The organism is Limnohabitans sp. YIMB22184, assembly GCF_048020265.1.
Lineage (GTDB): Bacteria > Pseudomonadota > Gammaproteobacteria > Burkholderiales > Burkholderiaceae_C > Limnohabitans_A.
Genome location: NZ_CP171843.1, coordinates 422,116 through 444,597, shown reverse-complemented (window position 1 = coordinate 444,597; position 22,482 = coordinate 422,116). Strand labels below are relative to the sequence as shown.

Sequence of the window (22,482 nt, the reverse complement as noted above, 5' to 3'; positions counted from 1 at the left end):
AAAAAGGGCAGCTAAGATCGGACATGGCTTATATACAGAGATTTCTCACCTTCCGAGACTGGCCCCGTCTGACCGCCTCGCTGGCCCGCACCGAGGTGCTGGCCGGCCTGACGGTGGCCTTGGTGATGGTGCCGCAAGCCGTGGCCTATGCCGGTTTGGCCGGTATGCCCCTGGTCACGGGGCTTTATGCCTGCCTGATTCCGGCCCTGCTGGCCGTGCTGTTTGGCAGCGCCAACCGCTTGTCGGTGGGTCCCGCAGCGCTCACCTGTGTGTTGATCGGTGCCTCCCTCACGGGCATGGCCGAGCCAGGCTCAGCCGAATGGGTTTCGCTGGCCGTATGGCTGTCGCTGTTGTCGGGGGGCATCCAGCTGCTGCTGGGTCTGGGCCATTACGGCTGGCTCATCAACCTGGTCAGCGCCCCGGTGATGATGGGCTTCACACAAGCCGCATCCTTGTTGATCATGGCCTCGCAGGTGCCTGCCTTGCTGGGCGTCAAAGCCTGGCGCTGGGATGTGTCCACATGGTCCGACTGGCTCACAGGCTGGCCTGCCCTGTTTGGGCTGGGCAGCCTGGCCGTGCTGCTCTTGCTGCGCAAATTCAGGCCCCGCTGGCCGGGCATCATGCTGGTGATGGGCGCTGCCTCGGCGCTGGGTTATGTCACGGGCTATGCCGAGCACGGCGCCATCGTGGGCCTGCTGCCCTCGGGCTTACCCAGCTTTTACTGGCCGCATTGGCCAGGCCTGGAGATGCTCAACCAGCTGTGGGTGCCCGCCATGGTGATTGCGCTGGTGAGCTTTCTGGAGACCGCCTCCAGCGCCCGCATCGAGTGCCAGCGCGACGGCAAACGCTGGGACGACAGCACCGAACTTTTCAGCCAGGGCCTGGCCAAGCTCGCTTCGGCGTTCTCGGGCAGCTTCCCGACCAGCACCTCGTTTTCGCGCTCGGCGCTCATGCTGTATGCGGGTGCGCGCTCAGGCTGGGCGGTGGTGGCCTCCGTCGGCTTCGTGCTGCTGGCCTTGCTGATCCTCATGCCTGCGCTGCAGTTCGTGCCGCGCTCGGTCATGGCAGCCGCCGTCATCGTGGCCGTGCTCAACCTGTTCCAGCCCCGGCAGTTTCTGAAACTCTGGCGCATTGACCGGGTGGAGACCCTCACGGCGGGCGTGACCTTTGCCATCACCCTGGCCACCGCCCCGCGCATTTACTGGGGGGTGATGACCGGTGTGCTGGTGGGGCTGAGCCACTTCCTGCACACCCGCTTGCACCCGCGCATCATCGAAGTGGGCCTGCACCCCGACGGCAGCCTGCGCGACCGGCACCTGTGGCAGCTGCCGCCTCTGGCGCAAAACCTCTATGCCCTTCGCATGGATGCCGAGCTGGACTTTGCGGCCTCGAGTGATTTTGAGCGGGCCATCACCGACCACCTGGCCCAACACCCTCAGGTGCGCCATGTTTGCCTGTTTGCCCAGCCCATCAACCGGGTCGACGCCACGGGTGTGGAAACCTTTGGTCAGTTGCACCGCCAACTGAGCAGTCGGGGGATCACCTTGCACATCAGCGGCATCAAGCTGCCCGTGGAGACCGCCTTGCGCCGGGCCGGGGAGCTGCACGACGGCCCCCAACTCAGGCTCTACCGCACCGATGCCGAGGCCTTGCTGGCCCTCAGAGCGCTAGACCCGCTGCCGCCCGACATCGCCGCTGCGGCGATCTGAGTCCCGTCAGGTCGGGATCTCAGCCTCGACCAAGAGGGCCAGAAGCTGCAAGGATTCCTGCCAACCCAGACAGCAAGCCTCTGGCGGAATCATGTCGGGGATGCCGGCTTGCTCGATGTTCACCTCGGTGCCCACCGACACGGCCTTGAAAGTGATGGTGGTCACCATCTGGCCGGGCAAATTGGCATCGTCAAAACTGTCGGTGTGGCTCAAACGCTCACCCGGCACCAGCTCCAGAAACGTGCCCCCGAAGCTGTGTGACTGCCCGCTTCCGAAATGGGTGAACGACATGCGATAACGCCCGCCGATGCGGGCATCCATCTCATGCACACGGCCCGTGAAACCATGCGGCGGCAGCCACTTGCACATCGCGTCCGGGTCGACGAAGGCCCGAAAAACGCGCTCGGCAGGCGCACGGAAAACGCGCTGGAATTTGACGGTGTGTGGCATGACTGTTATCTCCAAAAAATCATTGTGCGCCTGCAGCAAGGCTTTCTTCAAACTCGGTCAGTCGCTTGTAAATCGAGCGCAGCTCGGTGATGTCGGTCCAGCGCTCGATCAGGTAGGAAAACGCCTCGTTCACCTTGCCAAACGCGTTGCTGACCTGCTGGATCACGCCCAGTGTGATCAACCCGGTGAACAGCGACGGCCCCATCAGCAGATACGGAAAAATCACCATGGTCTGGCTGTAGAAATTGCTCCACAAATGGAAGTAAGCGTAGTGGTTGAACAAGCGAAAGTTGTTCAACCGCACACCGGTGAACAGGCCCATCACCGTGGGCAAATCCATGCGGCTGCGGTCGTCTTCGGCATACACCAGGTCTTTGCGCAGCGCGGCCTCGGTCCGCTGGTTGTTGTACTCCAGCCCCGGCAGGCGAATGCCCACAAACCAAGACAGCACTGTGCCGCCCACCGCCGTGACCAAGGCCACCCAAAACAGCGAGCCCTCGAACTGCAACCACGCAATGGCCATTCCGCTGGACAGTGCCCACAAAATCGGAATGAACGAAGCCAGTGTCAGCAGCGCCCGCACCAGGCCCAGCCCCAGGTTTTCGGTCTGGCGGGCAAAACGCATGCAGTCTTCCTGAATGCGCTGCGAAGCGCCTTCGACCGTGTGGGCCGTGCGTTGCCACCGCGGCAAATACACCTCGGTCATGGCCTGGCGCCAGCGAAAGGCGTAATGCGAGGCCAGATACGTCTCCAGGCTGCGCAGCAGCATGTAGGGGAACGCGATCCATGCGAACTGCTGCATGAAACCCCAGAACTTGTCCAACCCGCCCGCCTGCTCGGGCTTTTGCAGCAGGTCGTAAAACTCACCGTACCAAGTGTTGAGCTTCACGGTCTGCTGCACCGTGATGAACACCAGCGCCACCAACACCAGCAAACCGCCCCAGGCCCACAAGGCCCAGCGACGCGAGAGAAAAAAACTGCGAAACATCGGCTCAGACCTCTTTCGGGTTCACGTCGTCCGCCGTCACGGTCTCGAAGTCAGCAGGCAGCACCACCTCCAGCAACTCCACATCGTGGCTGTGCCCCAGTTCGCGGTGGCGGATTTCAGGCGGCTGGTGCACGCACGAACCTGCCTCCAACCTCACCACGCCCTGGCCTTCGTACTCGAACTCGATCCAGCCCTTGAGCACATAAACCAACTGAAACTGCGTCTTGTGAAAATGCGGCTGGCTTGAAAAAGCACCCCCTTCGGCAGCACGGATCACGCTGGCCGTGACGCGCCCGCCCGTCGCCTCACGCATGCCCAAATCGCGGTATTCAAAAAACGAGCGCAGCCCTTTTTCGAACTGCGCGTCCTTGGCGTGGGTCACTGCAAAACCTTGTGTTGTCATGAATATCTCCTCGGAGGTCTTGGCCAATGAGTATCAACCCTTGTGCGTATCCTAAGGCCCAGTGCCTCGGTTTCATTTTGGGCAACGATCACAACGCCGCACACACGTTGAAGCGTCTGGCGTTTTTAAAGCAGCTGCGTCTCATATACTGTTTTTATTTACAGTATATTCGGACCCATGCTCCGCTCTCTTTTCATCGACTTCAACAGTTACTTCGCCTCGGTCGAGCAGCAGCTCGATCCGGCCTTGCGTGGGCGACCGGTCGGGGTGGTGCCGGTCATGGCAGATTCGTCCTGCTGCATTGCGGCCAGTTACGAAGCTAAGGCCTTTGGGGTCAAGACAGGTACCCGGGTGGCGGACGCCAAACGCATGTGCCCGGGCATTGCGCTGGTGCTGGCCGACCATGCCAAGTATGTGCAGGTACACCAGCAGGCCGTGGCCGTGGTGGACCGGCTGGCACAAGTGCGGCAGGTGGTGAGCATTGACGAGATGGAGTGCGAGTTGACGGGCCGCTGGCGCGAGCGCGAACGCGCGGTGGCACTGGCCCAGCAGATCAAAAAGGCGCTGCTGGCCGAGGTGGGCGAGTGCATGCGCACGTCCATTGGCATAGCGCCCAACACGCTCTTGGGCAAGTTGGCAAGCGATATGCACAAGCCCGATGGCATGACGGTCATCGAGCTGCACGAATTACCCGAGCGACTGCTGCACCTCAAGCTCTCGGCCCTGCAAGGCATTGGCCCGCGCATGCGCGAGCGCCTGTCGCGCTGCGGCATCGAGACGATGGCGCAGCTGTATGCCGCGCCGCGTGATTTGCTGCACACGGCCTGGGGCGGTGTGGCGGGGTCCGAGATGTACGACAAACTGCGCGGCCAGTGGTACGGACCACGCTCTACGGTAGCGCGGTCGCTCGGGCATTCGCATGTGCTGCCGCCCGAATTACGCCACCCCGCAGGTGCCCGCGAAGTGCTGCACCGCCTGACGCAAAAAGCCGCGATGCGGCTGCGCAAGCAGGGCTTTTATGCCACGGCCATGCAGGTGTTTGTGCGCTGTGAACACCGCTGGCAGCGTGAGGCGGGGGGTGAGCGCTATGCCCATGTGGGCGAGACGCAAGACACGGGCTTTTTGCTGCACACGCTGGACACGCTGTGGTTCAGCGGCCTGCACCAGCTGCAGCGCCCCAAGGCCGTGGGGGTGCAGCTGTGCGGGCTGGTGCTGGCGAGTCAGCACACGCCCGATTTGTTTGAAACACCGGAAGAAACGCCCACCGACCGCGCTGCACAGACGAAACAAAACCACGAAGTCCACCGAGACCGGGCCCGGCTGATGTCGGCGATGGACGCGCTCAACCGTGCGCATGGCAAAAATGCGGTGTACTTTGCCAGCGCCCACCATGCTTTGGACGCTGCGCCCATGCGCATCGCGTTCAACCGTATTCCGGACTTGGAGACGGAACGCTGAACACCAACGCCATGCCGCTCAGGCTGTGACGATCCAGCCTTCAAGCGGATCACAAGGCGGTAAACCATATTGCGGGTGCCCCGCATCATGCTGCTGTTGCGCCCAGGCCGCTTGCATCAGGCACAAGGTGGCGTCCAAAGCGTCGCCGTTGGCATCATCGGCCAGTCGGCCCAGCAGCGCATTGCTGGCCATCAGGCGCAGGCCCAGGCGGGTCTGGCCGCGCTCCAAGGCGCTCAAGAGTTCACGCCGGGCCAATAAGCGCTCAGGCGTTTGTTTGGCTTTGTCGTCGCTTTTATAGCTGGTGTTGCCCAGCACCTCACGCGCTAACAATCCAGGATAGGCCTCCAGCGCCACGCGGCGAGCATCGCCCGCATGCAAACCGGGCAAATGCACGCCCGCCTGCCGCAACAGAGGAACACCCGCGTGCAGCATGTAGGCCACAGGCGGGTTGACCCACTTCATGGAGGGGCTGGAGCCTGCGGGTTTATCGGCTGCGCGGTGCGCGAACTTGCCACCCACCGGACGGGCGTTGCAAAACGCTGCAAACTGCTCGCGAATTTGGGGGCGCTCCAGGGCGCAGTAGTGGTCCATGCACGCAGCCCAGTCGGTGGGCCAGCCGAGGGCCTGCACCAATTCACGCGGCAGGCCAAAAGGCAGGTCAAAACCACCCACCCAATCGGCAGGCTGGGCCAGCCATTGGCCAAAAGCATTCAGCGTGTCAAAGGTCTGCAGCGCCTGCAGTTGTACCCGGCCCTGCCTGGCTTGGCCCTGCGCCAGCACAATGGGTTTGCGTCTGGTGGGGCTGCTGGAAAAATCGCAGCCAATCAGCTGCATGGGCTCAGGCCCTACCGATGATGGAGGCCGTGGCCATCAACTCCTCAAGCAACGCCAATGAGACTTTGCCCGACACGTTGTACGGGTCCAGTTCGGCACGCTCGGAGTACTTGAGCAAGATGTTGGTGTTGACACGCGATGTGTCCACCTGGCCCATAGTCCAACCGCCAAAACGGCGCTCAGCGATTTCTTCGTAATGAAGCAAAACGACATCGGTGTGGCGCGGGTCTTTTTGGATGTGGCCGTAGAGCTCGCTCACGGCCAAGCGTCCACCCTCAATGGCCTGCAAGAAGATGCCACCTCCGTAACACAAAATACCTGTGATACCGGTGCTGGGATTGAACTGGCGCGATTGGGCCAGGATGGATTCGATGGTTTCAGGGCGCGGATCGACCGTGCGGCTGGCATAGAGCAAACGGACCAACATGGTTCAGTTCCTTCCGGGAATCAGGGCCAAAAATTCACGACGCAGATTCACGTCTTTGAGGAATGCGCCACGCATGACCGAATTGATCATCTTGCTGTCCATGTCCTTCACACCGCGCCAGCCCATGCAGTAGTGGCTCGCTTCCATCACGATGGCCAGACCATCGGGCTGGGTTTTGCGCTGAATCAGGTCGGCCAGTTGTACCACGGCTTCTTCCTGGATCTGAGGGCGGCCCATGATCCATTCGGCCAAGCGGGCGTATTTGGACAGGCCAATCACGTTGGTGTGCTCGTTGGGCAACACACCGATCCAGATCTTGCCAATGACAGGGCAAAAGTGGTGGCTGCAGGCACTGCGCACGGTGATGGGGCCGACGATCATCAGCTCGTTCAGGTGCTCGGCATTGGGGAATTCGGTGATCTCGGGGCCTTCCACATAGCGGCCCTTGAAGACTTCCTTCAAATACATTTTGGCCACACGGCGGGCGGTGTCGCCGGTGTTGTGATCGTTCACCGTGTCGATCACCAGGCTATCAAGCACGCCCGCCATCTTGTCGGTGACTTCGTCCAGCAACTGTTCCAGCTCGCCGGGCTCAATGAACTCGGCAATGTTGTCGTTGGCGTGGAAGCGTTTGCGGGCAGCATGGATGCGCTCGCGGATCTTGACGGAGACAGGTACACCTTCGTCTTCGGGCGTGGCAGCAGAAGCAGTCATGGCGTCTAGGACTTTCATTAACATGGCAATCATCGTAACAGCGATTGGGAGGCGCACCCCCGCGACCAGCAAACGCCCATGACGAGCGGGGGGGATCACCCGCTCAATAGCGGTTGCCGGTCAGGAACAAGGCCAAACGCATCAAACCGAAAGCGATGCGGTCGCGCAGTCTTTGGTGCCAGGGCCTTTGGGTGTAATGGGCGGCCACCACCGCGGTGCTTTGCTGCTCGATGGCCAGGTGCAAGCGCTGGTGCAGCTGCTTGGCAAAGGCTTTGTCGGCCACCACCACATTCGCCTCACGCGCCAGCAGCAAGCTCAGTGGGTCCAGGTTGGAGGAACCCACCGTGGCCCAGGGCCTGTCGTTGTCCGGATCGACCACGGCCACCTTGGCGTGCAAAAAACTGGCGGTGTACTCGTGGATTTCGACACCCGCATCCAGCAAGACCCCATAGACCGGGCGGGCGGCGTGGTATTGCATGAAGTATTCGTAACGCCCTTGCAGCAGCAAACGCACACGCACCCCCCTTTGCGCCGCATGGATCAGGGCCTTGCGCAAACGTCGACCAGGCAGGAAGTAGGCATTGGCGATGACGATTTCGTGTCGGGCCGCACCGATGGCCTTCAGATAGGCACGCTCGATCTGGCTGCGGTTGAGCACGTTGTCACGCAGCAAAAGCCCGGCCTTGGCCACCAAGTGCCCCTCAGGCGGTTCAGTGTGCTGCACCCAAGGCGCATGCAGGCCCGCTGCCCGAAACGAACTGAAAGCTTCCGGAAACTGTTGCTGCCGCACATGCCGCACCCCCTCAATGCGCCACCACAGCTGCGCCATGGTTTCCTGCATCTGTTGCACCAAAGCCCCCCTCGCGCAAACGGCAAAGTCCAGCCGAGGCTGGAGCAAGGCGCCGTGGTGCGGGTCGTACCAATCGTCCAGGATGTTGATGCCACCACAAAAAGCCAGATGGCCATCGATCACGCACAGCTTGCGGTGCAAGCGCCGCCAACGGCTGGGGATCAACAAGCCCAAAGTGCCCAGGGGCGAGTAAATCCGCCAATCCACCCCGGCTCGCGCAAAACGTTCCCGCCACGCGAGGGGCAGAGCCAATGTGCCCACACCATCGACCACCACCCAGACACGCACCCCCCGCAAGGCCGCACGCTCGAGCGCCTCGGCCACCCGCGAGGCGGCACCATGAAAGTCAAAAATATAGGTCTCGATGTGCACCTGCGACCGGGCCTGTTCCAGGGCGGCCACCAGCGCTTCAAAATAAGCCTGCCCCCCCTCGATCAGGCGAATCTGATGGCCATCTCGCAAAGACATGCCGTGGCGCATGGTCAGTCGATCCAGGCGAATTCGGCCACCAGGGGCAAGTGGTCCGACATGCGCTGCCAAATGCGCCCCGTTGGGGCCATGGCATGAAGCGGCGTCAAACCACGGGCATACACATGGTCCAGCTGGTTCAGCGGCAGTCTCGACGGGTAGGTGGGCGTGGGCTGCTCGCGCCATTCGCGAAAACCCGCGCTGGCCATGCGCCGCCCCAGTCCGGTACCCCAATCGTTGAAGTCACCCGCCACCAGCACAGGTGCATCGGGAGGGATGGTCTGGTCAACAAACGCCAACAACTGCGCCACCTGGCGCAAGCGGCTGGCAGGCACCAGGCCCAGGTGCACCACGATCACATGCACCACGCGGTCCACCACCTGCACTTCGGTGTGCAACAAACCCCGCTGCTCAAAACGGTGGTCCGAGATGTCCTGGTGCTGGTGTGACAGCACAGGCCAGCGCGACAACAAGGCATTGCCGTGCTCGCCGTGGCGGGTGATGGCGTTGGTGCGGTACACCGACGCATAACCTTCGGGGGCCAGGTAATCGGCTTGCGGCACGCTCGGCCAATGCGAAAAATAGCGCTCCTCGCGGCGGTGCATGCGGCGCACCTCTTGCAGGCACACGATGTCGGCGTCGAGTTGCTCCACCGCATGGCCCAGGTTGTGAATCTCCAGCCGCCGCGCTGGCCCCAAGCCTTGCACACCCTTGTGGATGTTGTAAGTGGCCACCCGCAAGACCGGGTGCTCGTGGCGCTGGGGCATCATCGGCCCACCTGCTGGTCAAAGCGTGGCAGCATGAGGATGGCCTCGGCGTTGGAGGCAGAAAAGCAATGGTCTGCCGCCGCCTGCCAATGAAGCCACTGCCACTCGGTGTGTTCGGTAGGGCTCAAGGTGATGGGGCTGGGCTCGGGCACGCGCAAGCCAAACACCCGCTCGGTGTTGCGGCTGACCTCGGGGTGGTAGCGCCAGCGCCAGGCCGGGTAAATCTCGTACACATTCTCCAGCTGCCAATCCTGCAATTGGCAAGCAGGGTGCAGCGCATCGATACCGGTTTCTTCCTGCACCTCGCGCACCGCTGTGTCTGCCCAGCTTTCTTGCGGATGGTCCTTGCTGCCGGTGACCGACTGCCAGGTGCCCGCATCGGCACGGCAAATGAGCAAGACCTGTCCGCAAGGGGTGTAAATCACCACCAGCACGGATTCGGGAATTTTGTAGATCATGGAAGTCACGCAGCCATTCTAGGCAGCTCGGGTCTTGCTAGGATTGCGCCATGTCGTCTTCACCTACACCCTCTGCACCTTTTTTGCTGCAAACCCACGCCCTCAGCGGCGGGCCAGCGGACCATGCGGTCATCCAAAGGCTGAGTTTCAAATGGTCTGCCGGCCTGCACTGGGTATGCGGGGACGAAGGCTGTGGCAAAACCAGCCTGTTGCGTCTGTTGTCCGGAGATTTGCAAGCGCTCGGCGGAAGCGTGCACATGCCGCCAGGCGAGGTGTTTTGGGCAGACCTGAAAGGCCCAGAACACGACCAGACCACGGTACAAGCCTGCTGGGAACAATGGCGCACCCGTTACCCCCAATGGAACTGCGCATTGCTGCAAGACTTGTCCGAAGCGCTCGACATGGAAAGGCATCGGCACAAACCGCTTTACATGCTCTCCACTGGCACCCGCCGCAAGGTCATGTTGATCGCCGGCCTGGCCTCGGGTGCAACGGTGACCCTGCTGGACCAGCCCTTTGTCTCGCTCGACCAGAACTCGGTCAAGACCATCAAGGCGTTTTTGCGAGAAGCCGCTGAAGCAACTGACCGCGCCTGGATCGTGGCCGATTACGAAGCGCCGGACGATTTGCCGCTGACCAGCGTGCTGTACCTGAGCGCACCGACATGACGTGAAGGCCTTGCGGCCTTCACGTCAAAGCCACTTCAGAAGCGGTCGGCGTTCATCACCTGGGTCCAGGTAGCCACGAAGTCCCGCGCCAACTTCTCGCGGTTGTCGTCTTGCGCGTAGACCTCGGCATAAGCCCGCAAGACCGAGTTGGAGCCAAACACCAAATCCACCCGGCTGGCCGTCCACTTGGCCTGGCCTGTTTTGCGGTCGCAGATGTCGTACGAGTTGCGCCCCGTGGACTTCCACTGGTAAGCCATGTCGGTCAAGGCCACAAAGAAGTCGTTGCTCAAGACCCCCACCCGGTCAGTGAACACACCGTGCTGACTGCCGCCGTGGTTGGTGCCCAGCACGCGCATGCCGCCGATCAGGGCCGTCATCTGGTGCGCGGTCAGACCCATGAGTTGGGCGCGGTCGAGCAGCAACTCTTCGGGGCTGACGGCGTAGTGTTGCTTGACCCAGTTGCGGAAACCGTCGTGGATCGGTTCGAGCACCGCAAACGATTCGGCATCGGTCATGGCCTCGCTGGCGTCGCCACGTCCGGGCTGGAAGGGCACGGGAATATCAAAGCCTGCCGCTTGGATGGCCTGCTCCACACCCACGTTGCCGGCCAGCACGATCACATCGGCCACGCTGGCGCCGCTGTCCTTGGCAATGCCTTCGAGGATGCCCAACACTTTGGCCAGACGGGCAGGCTCGTTCCCTTCCCAGTCTTTTTGCGGAGCCAGGCGAATGCGTGCACCGTTGGCACCGCCACGCTTGTCAGAGTGGCGGAAGGTGCGGGCACTGTCCCAAGCGGTGGTCACCATCTCGCTCACGCTCAGGCCGCTGGCTGCAATTTTGGCTTTGACTGCGGCCACGTCGTAGTCGGCCCTGCCCGCAGGCACCGGGTCCTGCCAGATCAGGTCTTCTTGCGGTACTTCGGGGCCGATGTAACGGGCTTTGGGGCCCAGGTCACGGTGGGTGAGCTTGAACCAGGCACGGGCAAAAACCTTGGTGAAATACGCGGGGTCTTTGTGAAAACGCTCTGAGATCACGCGGTAGGCCGGGTCCATTTTCATGGCCATGTCGGCGTCGGTCATCATGGGTTGCACGCGAATCGACGGGTCTTCCACATCGACCGGCATATCTTCTGGCTTGATGTCGATGGGCTGCCACTGGTTGGCACCGGCTGGGCTCTTGGTCAGTTCCCACTCGTAGTTGAGCAGCAAATGGAAATAGCCGTTGTCCCACTGCGTGGGGTGGGTGGTCCAAGCACCTTCGATGCCGCTGGTCACGGTGTCACGACCCACACTGCGTGTGCTGTGGTTCATCCAGCCCAGGCCCTGTTCATTCACGTCGGCACCTTCTGGTGCGGGGCCCAGGTTTTGCGCCTGGCCGTTGCCATGTGCTTTGCCCACGGTGTGACCGCCTGCCGTCAAGGCCACGGTTTCTTCGTCGTCCATGGCCATGCGGGCAAATGTCAAGCGCACGTCTTGCGCGGTGCGCAGCGGATCGGGCTGGCCGTTGACGCCTTCAGGGTTCACATAAATCAAACCCATTTGCACAGCGGCCAAGGGGTTTTCCAAGGTCTCACGCTGGTCACCAGCGTAACGGCTCGAAGCCAACCATTCTTTTTCAGAGCCCCAATAAATGTCTTGCTCAGGGTGCCAGATGTCTTCACGGCCAAAGGCAAAACCGTAGGTCTTGAGGCCCATCGATTCATAAGCCACGTTACCGGCCAGCACGATCAAATCGGCCCAACTGATGCGGTTGCCGTATTTCTTCTTGATCGGCCAGAGCAGGCGACGCGCTTTGTCGAGGTTGGCATTGTCGGGCCAGGAATTCAGCGGTGCAAAACGCTGGTTGCCCTTGCCCGCGCCGCCACGGCCATCGGCAATACGGTAAGTGCCTGCGGCATGCCAGGCCATGCGGATCATCAAACCACCGTAATGCCCCCAATCGGCAGGCCACCAGTCCTGGCTGTCGGTCATGAGCGCGGTCAGGTCTTTCTTGAGCGCGGGCACATCCAGCTTTTTGACTTCTTCGCGGTAGTTGAAGTCGGCCCCCATGGGGTTGGTCTTGGTGTCATGCAGGTGCAAGATGTCCAGGTTCAACGCCTTGGGCCACCACGCCTTGGCGGCGTTAGCTGTGTCGTTGTGAGTGTTCGCACCGTGCATGACAGGACATTGGCCTGCGGTGGTGGAATTTGGGGTCATGGTGAGCTTCCTTCGTTGTGGATGTTTCGAGGTTCGGTGTTGGCGATCACGGTCTTGTGGAAGCCGCTGCAGAAAGAAAAATATCTTTCACATCCGATGGCTCAGTTTACGCATGCATGTGTGACAGAAGACGCATATTTTTTTATGACCGTCATAGCCAATGCCCATGAACGTTCGCCAAGCCACACAGCACGGGGCTTGCGCGGTTACGCCTGCGCTTTCGCTCATGCACAAATGGCTCGAAGACACCTTCAAAAAACGAGGGCATAGAACAAGCGATGGCACTTGTTCCCCCCTTTTCTTCGCTATGCCCCATAATGCGTGCGTGTACGTCATAAAAAACGGCACAAGTCAGGTGATCGGTCAGTTTCGCGCGCTACGGCGGCAGTTTTCAGTTTGTTGTGCTTTCGGGACCCCATCGCTTTGTTTTTTTGTATTTCTGAGGAGTCCCCATGGGCAATAAACTTTACGTCGGCAACCTGCCGTACACCGTTCGCGACGAAGACCTGCAACAGGCCTTCGGCGAATTCGGCGCCATTACCAGCGCCAAAGTCATGATGGAGCGCGACACCGGTCGCTCCAAAGGTTTCGGTTTTGTGGAAATGGGCAGCGATGCCGAAGCACAAGCTGCTATCGCTGGCATGAACGGCCAGTCTTTGGGTGGCCGCAGCATCACCGTGAACGAAGCCCGTCCGATGGAGGCACGTCCTCCCCGCACCGGCGGCTTCGGTGGTGGCGGCGGTTACGGCGGTGGCGGTGATCGCTCCGGCGGTGGCGGCTACGGCGGCGGCCGTTCCGGCGGCTACGGCGGTGGTGGCGATCGCTCCGGCGGTGGCGGCTACGGTGGTGGCGGTCGCGGCGGCTACTAAGCCCTGCAAACCCCGTTCACGGCCGTGATGCCGTGAACAACCCTCTGGCTCAGTTTTTACGCTGAGCCCAAGCATCAAAGGCTTCAAGACTTCGGTTTTGAGGCCTTTTTTGTGGGCCTTTTGCTGTCGCTCTGCCCATATTTCAGACGACCGGTGCACTGCGCTGGCTGGCGCAGTTGGAAAAGACTGCGCCACAAACACCAACGCCACCCGAAGGTGGCGTTGGTACTGATGCGGTCAGCGAAGCTCAGGCGGCTTTGACCGCGTCCACGTTGCGCAGACGGATATGCAATTCGCGCAATTGCTTTTCGTCCACCGGGCTCGGCGCTTGCGTGAGCAAACACTGGGCACGTTGGGTCTTGGGGAAAGCGATCACGTCACGGATGGACTCAGCGCCGGTCATCAAGGTGACGATGCGGTCCAGACCGAAAGCCAAGCCGCCGTGTGGCGGTGCGCCATATTGCAATGCGTCGAGCAGGAAGCCGAACTTGAGCTGGGCTTCTTCAGGCGTGATCTTCAAGGCGTCAAACACTTTCTGTTGCACGTCGGCGCGGTGGATACGGACCGAGCCACCACCCATTTCCCAGCCGTTGAGCACCATGTCGTAGCCCTTGGAAATGCACTTCTCGGGCGCGGTGACCATCCAGTCTTCGTGGCCGTCCTTGGGCGCAGTGAAGGGGTGGTGCACGGCGGTATAGCGCTGGCTTTCGTCATCGAACTCGAACATCGGGAAGTCGACCACCCACATCGGGGCCCAACGGTCTTCGAACAAACCATTTTTCTTGCCGAACTCACTGTGGCCGATCTTGATGCGCAAGGCACCGATGGCGTCGTTGACGATCTTGGCCTTGTCGGCACCGAAGAAGATCAGGTCGCCGTTTTGCGCGCCCGAGCGCTCCAGCACGGCATTCAATGCCGCGTCGTGGATGTTCTTGACGATGGGCGACTGCAAACCGTCACGGCCTTTGGACAGGTCATTGACGCGGATGTAGGCCAGGCCCTTGGCACCGTAAATTTTGACGAACTCGGTGTAAGCGTCGATTTCGCCACGGCTGATGCCGCCGCCTTCAACCGAGCCGTTCGGTACACGCAAGGCCACCACACGGCCGCCTTTCATGTTGGCTGCACCCGAGAACACCTTGAAGTCGACGTCGCCCATGACATCGGTCACTTCGGTGAACTGCAGTTTCACGCGCAGGTCGGGCTTGTCCGAGCCGTAGATGTGCATCGCGTCCTGGTAGGTCATGACCGGGAACTCGCCCAGGTCCACGCCGATGGTGTTTTGGAACACGCGTTTGATCATGCCCTGGAACATGTCGCGGATTTCTTCTTCGGTCAGGAAGGAGGTTTCGATATCGATCTGGGTGAATTCGGGCTGTCGGTCCGCACGCAGGTCTTCGTCGCGGAAGCACTTGGTGATCTGGTAGTAACGGTCATAACCGGCCACCATCAAGAGCTGCTTGAACAGCTGGGGCGACTGGGGCAGCGCGAAAAACTGGCCGTCGTGCACGCGGCTGGGCACCAGATAATCGCGCGCACCTTCGGGCGTGCTCTTGGTGAGCATGGGAGTCTCGATGTCCACAAAGCCGTTTTCATCGAGGTACTTGCGCACTTCCATGGCCACGCGGTAGCGCAGCATCAGGTTGTTTTGCATGTAGGGACGGCGCAGGTCCAGCACGCGGTGGGTCAGGCGGGTGGTTTCGGACAGGTTGTCTTCATCGATCTGGAAAGGCGGCGTGACCGACGCGTTGAGGACGATCAGCTCATGGCACAGCACTTCGATCTTGCCGCTTTTGAGGTTGTCGTTGGTCGTGCCTTCGGGGCGGGCACGCACCACGCCTTTGATCTGCACGCAAAACTCGTTGCGCACGTCTTCGGCCACCTTGAACATGTCGGGACGGTCGGGGTCGCACACCACCTGCACATAGCCTTCGCGGTCACGCAGGTCAATGAAGATCACGCCGCCATGGTCACGGCGACGGTTGACCCAGCCGCACAGGCTCACGGTTTGACCGGTCAGGGCTTCGGTCACCAGACCGCAATAGTGGGAACGCATGGACATGTTGTGGGACTTTCAGGATTCGCAAAAATAGAGACAAAAGGGCCGTATCAAACCGGATTGGATGAGACCGGTGCGGCTGCGGCAGGCTTCGGAGCAGCGGTGGCGGGAGGTGCCACGACGCCCATGGAAATGATGTACTTGAGGGCGTCGTCAACACTCATGTCGAGTTCGATCACATCGGCCTTGGGCATCATCAGGAAAAAGCCCGAGGTCGGGTTGGGCGTGGTGGGCACATAGACGCTGACCATGGGCTGGCCCAAGTGTTTGGCCACTTCACCCCCGGGGCTGCCGGTCAAGAAGGCGATGGTCCACGAGCCCTGGCGCGGATACTGCACCAGCAAGGCTTTGGAAAACGCATTCCCACTGCCCGAAAACAAGGTGTCAGCCACCTGCTTGACGCTGGTGTAGATGCTGCGCACCACCGGAATGCGGTTCATCAGGCCGTGCCATTTGCGCAGCCACCACTGGCCAAACATGTTGGCCACAAATACACCCGTGGCAAAAATGACCACCGCCACAATCGCCACGCCCAAGCCGGGGATACCCCGCAGGTACTCGGCGCTGGCATGGACGCCGGGGATCAAGGTGTCGGCCGCATGCAGCACCGCCAAAAAGATGGCGTCGAGCATGCCGACCAACCACATGAGCACCCACACGGTGATACCCATGGGCAGCCACACCAGCAAACCGGTGATGAAGTACTGTTTGAAGCTGCGTTGTTTCATGGGGTGGGGCAATCGGTGAGGTCAGGGCTCAAAAAATCAATGGCAGGCGCAAGACACGGCACAACCTGCTGCACTGGCCGTTGCAGCGGGGGCAGCAGTATCGGCAGCCGCTGCGGGTGCAGGTGTTGCCGCATCTGCTGCAGAGCCTGCAGCAGCAGGCACGGCAGCGGCGCCGCCGCCCTTGAAATCGGTGGCGTACCAGCCCGTACCCTTGAGCTGGAAACCCGGAGCGGTGAGCTGTTTGCTGAATTTGGGGGCACCGCAAGCCGGGCAATCGGTCAGGGGTGCGTCACTCATTTTTTGCAGAACATCCTTGGCATGGCCGCAGGCGTCGCATTTGTAAGCGTAAATGGGCATGAGAAGAGCCTTTGAGGGTGATGCAAGAAAACCTTCAATTATAGGCTTGGCAACGGTCTTCAAGGCCTGAGTGTCAAGGAGGCGCCACCGCTGCCGTGCTGTATCACGGCATGTGCAGAGACCAAAGAGCGCTGCAGACCAAGTCCGCACCTCGCAACAGTGGCCGCCCAAGCCACTGCGCAGACAAGCCATCTCAACGATTGGAACTGTCTTGCTCGGCGTGCCCCAAGGCACTGGCCATGGACTGCCCTTGGTTGGCGATTACGCTGGGCGCCAAAGAACCCAGGAGCATGCCCAAAATGGACGCCATCAGCCCCAGCAAGTTGGCCGGCACCAGGGTCTCCGGTGCCAGGAAGTTGAAGACCAGCCAAGTGCCCACGCCCGACACCACCGAGAACAAGGCTCCTTGCGTGTTGGCACGCCGCCAGAAGGCTCCGGCCACCAGCGGGACAAAGGCACCAGTCAATGTGACGTTATAGGCGTTTTGCACCATTTCATACATGGTGCTGGTGCTGTTGAGGGCAAACAGCAAGGCGAACGAGGTGAAGGTCACCAGGATGACGCGCAACAGCAGCAAGAATTGGCGGTCGCTCATGTGGGGCACAAAAGGCTTGAGGACGTTCTCGGTGAAGGTCGCCGTGGGGGCCAACAAAGCGCCGCTGGCGGTGGACAAAATGGCCGAGAGCAAGGCACCAAAAAACAAAATCTGCGCCCACATGGGCATCTTGCCCAGCACCAGATCGGGCAGGATGCGCTGGATGGTGCGGGCGTCTTCAGACTCGAACAAGGCCTTGAGCTCGGGGTGGGCAATCAGTGCCGCATAAGCGATGTACAGCGGAATGAAAGCGATCACAAAGTACATCAGGCCACCGATGATCGTGCCGCGAACGGCGGTTTTTTCGTCCTTGGCACTGGTCATGCGCTGAAACACGTCCTGCTGTGGGATGGAGCCAAAGGCAAATGCAAAGAAAGCACCGGCCATGGCCCACCAGGCGGCGGCATCCATGTCGGCCGGGAACATGTCGAACTTCCCGTCTGCGGCCGCTTGCGCCACCACCTTCTCAAAGCCGCCTGCATTGCCCCCCACCAGGGTGGCCACCAGGATCAGGCCCACCACAATCACCACGGTCTGGAACAAATCGGTGAAAGCCACCGACCACATGCCGCCAAACACGGTGTAGACCAGCACCACGGCCGCGCCCATCATGATGGCGTGGTTCAGGTCAATCGCCCCGGACGAGAGCACATGGATGACCAGGCCCAGCGCCGTCAACTGCGCCGAGGTCCAGCCCAGGTAAGACAGCACGATCGCCACGCTGGTGAGCACCTCCACCGACTTGCCGTAACGAACCTTATAGAAGTCGCCAATGGTGAGCAGGTTCAGGCGGTAAAACAGCTTGGCAAAGAGCAGTGCGGCTAGCACCAGGCAGACGGTGGCACCAAAGGGATCGCCAGGGATGCCGTTCAGGCCATCTTTGGCAAAGGTGGCAGACACCGACAGGACCGTCTCGGCACCGAACCAGGTAGCAAACACGGTGGCCACGTTCATGTAGAGAGGCAAGCTGCGGCCTGCCACCAGGTAATCCTTGGCGCCATGGACCCGGCGTGCAGCCAACAAACCGATGCCGATGGTCACGGCCAAGTAAGCGATCACAAAAGTCAGCAACACCTGCGACACCTCCAGATTTCAAATTCAGATGAACAACTGCAGGTGCATACCCACCTGTAAAACGACCAAGGAAACCACAAAGCCCAACCCGGCGTAAATCAGGGTTTGCAGCAGTTTATTGGTGCGGCGTTGCTCGGCCAGCAGCAGCTCGATCTGCTTGGCATCGCTGGTGCGCGGCTTTTGCAGGTAGTCGTGCAGCAAGCGCGGCAACTGCGGCAGCAGCTTGGCGTAGTGCGGGGCTTGGGCCTTGAGTTCTTCCCAGAGCTTTTTGGGGCCGATCTGCTCGAGCATCCAGGTTTCCAAGAAAGGCTTGGCCGTGCTCCACAGGTCCAGTTCCGGGTCCAAGTCGCGGCCCAGGCCTTCGATGTTGAGCAGGGTTTTTTGCAGCAGCACCAGCTGTGGCTGGATCTCGACCTGAAAGCGGCGAGAGGTCTGGAACAAACGCATCAACACCATGCCCAGCGAAATTTCCTTGAGTGGGCGGTCAAAGTAAGGCTCGCACACCGCGCGAATGGCCGACTCCAGCTCGTCCACCCGCGTCTCAGCCGGCACCCAGCCCGACTCGATGTGGAGTTCTGCCACGCGCTTGTAGTCGCGACGAAAGAACGCCGTGAAGTTTTGCGCCAGGTATTCCTTGTCGTACTCGGTGAGCGTGCCCACGATGCCGAAGTCCAGCGAGATGTAGCGGCCAAAGGTCTCTGGGGCGAGACTCACCTGGATGTTGCCCGGGTGCATGTCGGCATGGAAAAAGCCGTCGCGGAACACCTGCGTGAAAAACAGCGTCACGCCATCGCGGGCCAGCTTGGGGATGTCCACACCCGCTTCGCGCAGTCGGTCGACCTGGCTGATGGGCACGCCATGCATGCGCTCCATGACGATGACCTCGGGGTGGCAAAAGTCCCAGATCATCTCGGGGATCAGCACCAGATCGAGGCCTTGCATGTTGCGGCGCAGCTGCGCGGCGTTGGCCGCTTCGCGCACCAGGTCCAGCTCGTCGTGCAGGTATTTATCAAACTCGGCCACCACCTCGCGGGGTTTGAGGCGTTTGCCGTCAGCGCTCAGGTTTTCCACCCAGCCAGCCATCATGCGCATGAGGCTCAGGTCTTTGTCGATGACGGGCAGCATGCCGGGGCGCAGGACCTTCACGGCCACTTCGCGCAGCTCACCCGTTTTGCTGCGCAAAGTGGCAAAGTGCACTTGCGCAATGGAAGCGCTGGCCACGGGCTCGCGCTCAAAGGTTTCAAAGATGTCGTCCACCGAGCGGTTGAAGGCCCGCTCGATCGAGGCCACCGCAATGGTTGAGCTGAAAGGCGGCACGCGGTCTTGCAGCTTGGCCAGCTCTTCGGCGATGTCGGGGGCCAGCAAATCGCGCCGGGTGGACAGCACCTGGCCAAACTTCACAAAGATCGGACCCAATCGCTCGAGCGCCTCGCGCAGGCGCACCGCCCGGGGCGAACGCAAGTCACGGCCCACAGAGAGCACGCGGGCCAGCAGGCGAATCCAGGGTTTCTGAAAGCTGGAGAGCACCAACTCGTCCAGGCCGTAGCGCAGGACGATGAAGACAATGAAGGCACCGCGCCCGAAACGGCCCCAGCGCATCATGCTGCGCTGCCGGTGCGCAGCCCAGTGCCTGGGCGCTGAGCGACAAAACTGCGCAAGGCCATCATGGCCTGACGGGCAGCTTGTGCCAGGGTGTGCGCGGGGGCATCCCCGATCAAGCGGGCCAGGTCCTCTTCGGCATCCCAGCGCACATGGTCGATCAGCCAGTTGACCTCGGCGGCCAGCTGCACATCGCCTTCGATGCGCACCTTGGGTTTATCACCTCGCGCCAAAGCCGAAGCGAGCGAAACCGGTGATTCTTCGGTCACCGTCAAACGCAGGTCAAAGCCTTCAAACCGGCCACGCTCCAACAGGCCAGCGGGCGTGGGGCTCAATTGCAGTTGCATGCGGTCCCAAACCAGCTCGATGCGCTGGCCTTTTTGGCGGGCGAGGCGGGCCATGGCCTCGGGTTCGCTCATCAGCACATGGTTGAGAAACAAGACCAGGCGGTTGACCGTCTCATCGACCACCCAGGCGGGGGGCTGAAACGAAGAGCCGAACTGCTGAGCCATTTGAGCGGCCCATGAAAAAGGGGACTGTGTTGCCATAGTCCCCGATTATTCCCGAAAGTGCAGGTCCCCCGAGGGACCTGGGCTTTATTGCAGCGCTTGCACGCCAGCGACCAACCAACCGCCGCCTTGCTTGGATTTGGTCATGTTCCAGACTTCACGGAAAGGGCTGGGGCCTGAAGAGGCGTCTTCGCGGATCATGCCGTTGAACTCGACGCTGGCCAGGTAGGCATCGGCCTGCTCTTCAATGCCCAGCAGCTGGGCGTCGAGCATGACCACTTCGGTCTTGTTGGGCTGACCGGGGAACTGCGCTTCGCGCTCGGACAGCTGGTTGCGGATTTCCACCACCATGGCGTCGGTCATCATCGAGCGCAAAGCCGTGATGTCCGAACGGTCCCAGGCGTCTTGCAAGGTCACAAAGTTGCGCTTGGCAGCGGTCACAAAACCGTCCACGTCAAAACCGGCCGGGATGCCCCAGCTTTGCGAACCACCCAATGCCGCACCAATCATGGAGCCACTGGTTTGCGCTGCAGCCGAGCTGTCGAAACGGGTGTTTTGGCCTTCCCAGGGACGGGCCGAGGCGTCGTTGCCGACATTTTGCGGGCTGTACTGTTTGAGGGTGGCAGGATTTTCGGCAGATGCCCCTGCGCCCTGGTAAGCCAGACCGCCGGTTCCACCCATCTGCGCAGCACCACCGCGGCGGGCCCGCATGATCATGCCGATGACGGCCAGCACGGCCACGCCAATCAGCAAGGCCATCAGGATGTTGCCAAAGGCTTCACCCATGCCCAGCGAGCTGGCCAACCAGGCCAGCCCCAGACCGGCAGCCAAACCGCCCAACATGGCACCCCAAGGCTTCTTAGGCGCAGCCGCTGCAGGCGCAGCAGCAGGCTTGGCGGCATTGGTAGGTGCGGCGTTTTGAGCGGGAGCGGCAGGCGTTTGCGGCGCGGCATCACGCTTGGTGACCTGATTCGATTGCTGACCGATGGACTTGCCACCGCCCATGCGGCGAGCAGCCTCGGCGTTCAAGCTGCCCAGGGCCAACACGCCCGCGAGCATCAGTGTCATCAACTTGTTCATGGTGTCTCCAACTCAAATCAAAATGCGGTTTGTGGGCTTCAGCACTTGATGCCCATATGCAAGGCTACCACCCCGGCCGACAAATTGTGAAAATCCACATGGCCAAATCCGGCATTTTTCATAAGGGTTTTCAAGTCCTCCTGGCCGGGGTGCATGCGGATGGATTCGGCCAGGTAACGGTAGCTGTCGGCGTCACCCGCCACCAGCTGGCCCAGCCGGGGCAGGATCTTGAAGCTGTACCAGTCGTAGGCTTTTTCCAGCGGCTTGGCCACTTTGGAAAACTCCAGCACCAGCAACTTGCCGCCTGGCTTGAGCACCCGGCACATTTCCTTGAGCGCCACATCCTTGTGCGTCATGTTGCGCAGGCCAAAGGCCACGCTGACCACGTTGAAATGGTTGTCGGGGAAAGGCAGCTTTTCGGCATCGCACACCAGGGTGGGCAGGGCCAGGCCGTGGTCGACCAGGCGGTCGCGCCCGGTGGTGAGCATGGCTTCGTTGATGTCGGTGTGCACCACGCGCCCGGTGGCCCCGACTTTTTTGGCAAAGGCCATCGACAAATCGCCCGTGCCGCCCGCAATGTCCAGCACCTGATCGCCCTCTTTCAGGTTGGCCACCTGCACGGTGTAAGCCTTCCACACCCGGTGCAAGCCCATGGACATCAGGTCGTTCATCACGTCGTATTTGGACGCGACCGAGTCAAACACGCCGCGCACGTGTTTGGCTTTTTCTTTTTCGTCGACGGTTTTGAAACCGAAATGGGTGGTGCTCATGCCGATGCCCTCAATGCTTGTGGCTGCAACTGCCACCGGCTGCGGCTTCGACCATGGGTGCGTCGCGGCTCATGCCCGCCGCTTGCAGGCGATCTTCGTACTGCTTCCAGAGAGCCTCTTGCTGATCACCCAAAAAGTACAGGTACTCCCAGGTGAACAGGCCCGACTCGTGACCGTCTGAAAACGTGGGCTTGACCGCGTAGTTGCCCACGGGTTCGATCTCGACGATGCCGACTTCGCGCTTGCCGGTTTGCAACACTTCCTGGCCCGGGCCGTGGCCCTGCACCTCGGCCGAAGGCGAGTACACGCGCATCAGCTCGAAGGGGATGCGGAACTGCGCCCCGTCAGAAAACCCGATTTCCAGCACCTTGGTCTGACCGTGCACGGTCAGCGACTCGGGCGTGGGCATGTCTTTTTTCAATCCGGCCATCTTTTGCTTTCGAAATCTTGCTG

General features: G+C 61.1%; 23 protein-coding genes. 4 read left to right on the top strand and 19 right to left on the bottom strand.

All coding sequences use genetic code 11. The features are described 5' to 3' along the window. The first annotated feature begins 23 nt into the window (after positions 1–23). Entirely contained in the window at positions 24–1,709 is a 1,686-nt protein-coding gene (locus ACHEXL_RS02075) for a SulP family inorganic anion transporter (RefSeq protein ID WP_416560402.1), read from the top strand. A 6-nt stretch (positions 1,710–1,715) separates the two neighbouring features. On the opposite strand, the gene ACHEXL_RS02070 is transcribed toward ACHEXL_RS02075, so the two are convergent. Genes ACHEXL_RS02070 through ACHEXL_RS02060 form a run of 3 tightly spaced genes read right to left on the bottom strand, consistent with a single transcriptional unit; the run spans position 1,716 to position 3,550 of the window. Continuing rightward, positions 1,716–2,159, bottom strand: coding sequence for an SRPBCC family protein (locus ACHEXL_RS02070; protein WP_416560401.1), 444 nt, complete (start codon positions 2,157–2,159; stop codon positions 1,716–1,718). Positions 2,160–2,178: 19 nt separating this feature from the next. Next, positions 2,179–3,147: a putative transporter gene (locus ACHEXL_RS02065; protein WP_416560400.1), complete on the bottom strand. Its 969-nt coding sequence runs from the start codon at positions 3,145–3,147 to the stop codon at positions 2,179–2,181. Between the two features lie 4 nt (positions 3,148–3,151). Beyond that, a complete protein-coding gene (locus ACHEXL_RS02060; protein WP_416560399.1) occupies positions 3,152–3,550 on the bottom strand; it encodes a cupin domain-containing protein in 399 nt (132 codons plus the stop codon). Positions 3,551–3,727: 177 nt separating this feature from the next. Between ACHEXL_RS02060 and ACHEXL_RS02055 the strand changes: the two genes are divergently transcribed. Beyond that, positions 3,728–5,008, top strand: coding sequence for a DNA-directed DNA polymerase (locus ACHEXL_RS02055; protein ID WP_416560398.1), 1,281 nt, complete (start codon positions 3,728–3,730; stop codon positions 5,006–5,008). 18 nt (positions 5,009–5,026) lie between these two features. Here ACHEXL_RS02055 and ACHEXL_RS02050 read toward each other — a convergent pair whose 3' ends face one another. From ACHEXL_RS02050 to nudB, 6 genes are all read right to left on the bottom strand, one after another. Beyond that, on the bottom strand, positions 5,027–5,842 hold the full coding sequence (locus tag ACHEXL_RS02050) for a DUF429 domain-containing protein (RefSeq protein WP_416560397.1): 816 nt from the start codon (positions 5,840–5,842) through the stop codon (positions 5,027–5,029). A gap of 4 nt (positions 5,843–5,846) precedes the next feature. Then, the gene (locus tag ACHEXL_RS02045) at positions 5,847–6,269 is read right to left on the bottom strand and encodes a BLUF domain-containing protein (protein WP_416560396.1); all 423 of its coding nucleotides are present in this window, start codon (positions 6,267–6,269) and stop codon (positions 5,847–5,849) included. 3 nt (positions 6,270–6,272) lie between these two features. Beyond that, the gene (gene folE, locus ACHEXL_RS02040) at positions 6,273–7,001 is read right to left on the bottom strand and encodes a GTP cyclohydrolase I (protein ID WP_416560395.1); all 729 of its coding nucleotides are present in this window, start codon (positions 6,999–7,001) and stop codon (positions 6,273–6,275) included. 85 nt (positions 7,002–7,086) lie between these two features. Then, the gene (gene clsB / locus ACHEXL_RS02035) at positions 7,087–8,301 is read right to left on the bottom strand and encodes a cardiolipin synthase ClsB (RefSeq protein WP_416560394.1); all 1,215 of its coding nucleotides are present in this window, start codon (positions 8,299–8,301) and stop codon (positions 7,087–7,089) included. Positions 8,302–8,315: 14 nt separating this feature from the next. Beyond that, positions 8,316–9,071 carry an endonuclease/exonuclease/phosphatase family protein gene (locus tag ACHEXL_RS02030; RefSeq protein ID WP_416560393.1) on the bottom strand — a complete coding sequence of 252 codons (756 nt, stop codon included), beginning with the start codon at positions 9,069–9,071 and terminating at the stop codon, positions 8,316–8,318. Continuing rightward, positions 9,068–9,526: a dihydroneopterin triphosphate diphosphatase gene (nudB, locus tag ACHEXL_RS02025; RefSeq protein ID WP_416561293.1), complete on the bottom strand. Its 459-nt coding sequence runs from the start codon at positions 9,524–9,526 to the stop codon at positions 9,068–9,070. Before nudB ends, ACHEXL_RS02030 begins: the two co-directional genes overlap by 4 nt. 50 nt (positions 9,527–9,576) lie before the next feature. Between nudB and ACHEXL_RS02020 the strand changes: the two genes are divergently transcribed. Then, positions 9,577–10,194, top strand: a complete 618-nt coding sequence (locus ACHEXL_RS02020) for an ABC transporter ATP-binding protein (RefSeq protein WP_416560392.1) — start codon at positions 9,577–9,579, stop codon at positions 10,192–10,194. Between the two features lie 35 nt (positions 10,195–10,229). Here the strand turns inward: ACHEXL_RS02020 and katG are convergent, their stop codons facing one another. Further along, positions 10,230–12,389 carry a catalase/peroxidase HPI gene (gene katG, locus ACHEXL_RS02015; RefSeq protein ID WP_416560391.1) on the bottom strand — a complete coding sequence of 720 codons (2,160 nt, stop codon included), beginning with the start codon at positions 12,387–12,389 and terminating at the stop codon, positions 10,230–10,232. A 452-nt stretch (positions 12,390–12,841) separates the two neighbouring features. Between katG and ACHEXL_RS02010 the strand changes: the two genes are divergently transcribed. Then, entirely contained in the window at positions 12,842–13,258 is a 417-nt protein-coding gene (locus ACHEXL_RS02010) for an RNA recognition motif domain-containing protein (RefSeq protein WP_416560390.1), read from the top strand. Positions 13,259–13,505: 247 nt separating this feature from the next. Here ACHEXL_RS02010 and aspS read toward each other — a convergent pair whose 3' ends face one another. The 9 genes from aspS to ACHEXL_RS01965 all read right to left on the bottom strand — a co-directional run bounded on the left by aspS (position 13,506) and on the right by ACHEXL_RS01965 (position 22,459). Next, the gene (aspS, locus tag ACHEXL_RS02005; RefSeq protein WP_416560389.1) at positions 13,506–15,320 is read right to left on the bottom strand and encodes an aspartate--tRNA ligase; all 1,815 of its coding nucleotides are present in this window, start codon (positions 15,318–15,320) and stop codon (positions 13,506–13,508) included. A 47-nt stretch (positions 15,321–15,367) separates the two neighbouring features. After that, positions 15,368–16,045 carry a DUF502 domain-containing protein gene (locus ACHEXL_RS02000; RefSeq protein ID WP_291923813.1) on the bottom strand — a complete coding sequence of 226 codons (678 nt, stop codon included), beginning with the start codon at positions 16,043–16,045 and terminating at the stop codon, positions 15,368–15,370. Between the two features lie 36 nt (positions 16,046–16,081). Further along, positions 16,082–16,402, bottom strand: a complete 321-nt coding sequence (locus ACHEXL_RS01995; RefSeq protein ID WP_416560388.1) for an FmdB family zinc ribbon protein — start codon at positions 16,400–16,402, stop codon at positions 16,082–16,084. A 193-nt stretch (positions 16,403–16,595) separates the two neighbouring features. Next, entirely contained in the window at positions 16,596–18,071 is a 1,476-nt protein-coding gene (locus tag ACHEXL_RS01990; protein WP_416560387.1) for a sodium:solute symporter family protein, read from the bottom strand. Positions 18,072–18,095: 24 nt separating this feature from the next. Continuing rightward, positions 18,096–19,673 (bottom strand): ubiquinone biosynthesis regulatory protein kinase UbiB, encoded by a 1,578-nt coding sequence (gene ubiB, locus ACHEXL_RS01985; protein ID WP_416560386.1) that lies wholly within the window; start codon positions 19,671–19,673, stop codon positions 18,096–18,098. Beyond that, positions 19,670–20,218: a hypothetical protein gene (locus ACHEXL_RS01980; protein WP_416560385.1), complete on the bottom strand. Its 549-nt coding sequence runs from the start codon at positions 20,216–20,218 to the stop codon at positions 19,670–19,672. The genes ubiB and ACHEXL_RS01980 overlap by 4 nt, the downstream gene beginning before the upstream one ends. 48 nt (positions 20,219–20,266) lie before the next feature. Then, positions 20,267–21,259 carry a Tim44 domain-containing protein gene (locus ACHEXL_RS01975; RefSeq protein WP_416560384.1) on the bottom strand — a complete coding sequence of 331 codons (993 nt, stop codon included), beginning with the start codon at positions 21,257–21,259 and terminating at the stop codon, positions 20,267–20,269. Positions 21,260–21,297: 38 nt separating this feature from the next. Beyond that, positions 21,298–22,029, bottom strand: a complete 732-nt coding sequence (gene ubiE / locus ACHEXL_RS01970; RefSeq protein ID WP_108427570.1) for a bifunctional demethylmenaquinone methyltransferase/2-methoxy-6-polyprenyl-1,4-benzoquinol methylase UbiE — start codon at positions 22,027–22,029, stop codon at positions 21,298–21,300. Positions 22,030–22,039: 10 nt separating this feature from the next. Continuing rightward, entirely contained in the window at positions 22,040–22,459 is a 420-nt protein-coding gene (locus tag ACHEXL_RS01965; protein WP_416560383.1) for a gamma-butyrobetaine hydroxylase-like domain-containing protein, read from the bottom strand. Positions 22,460–22,482: the final 23 nt, after the last annotated feature.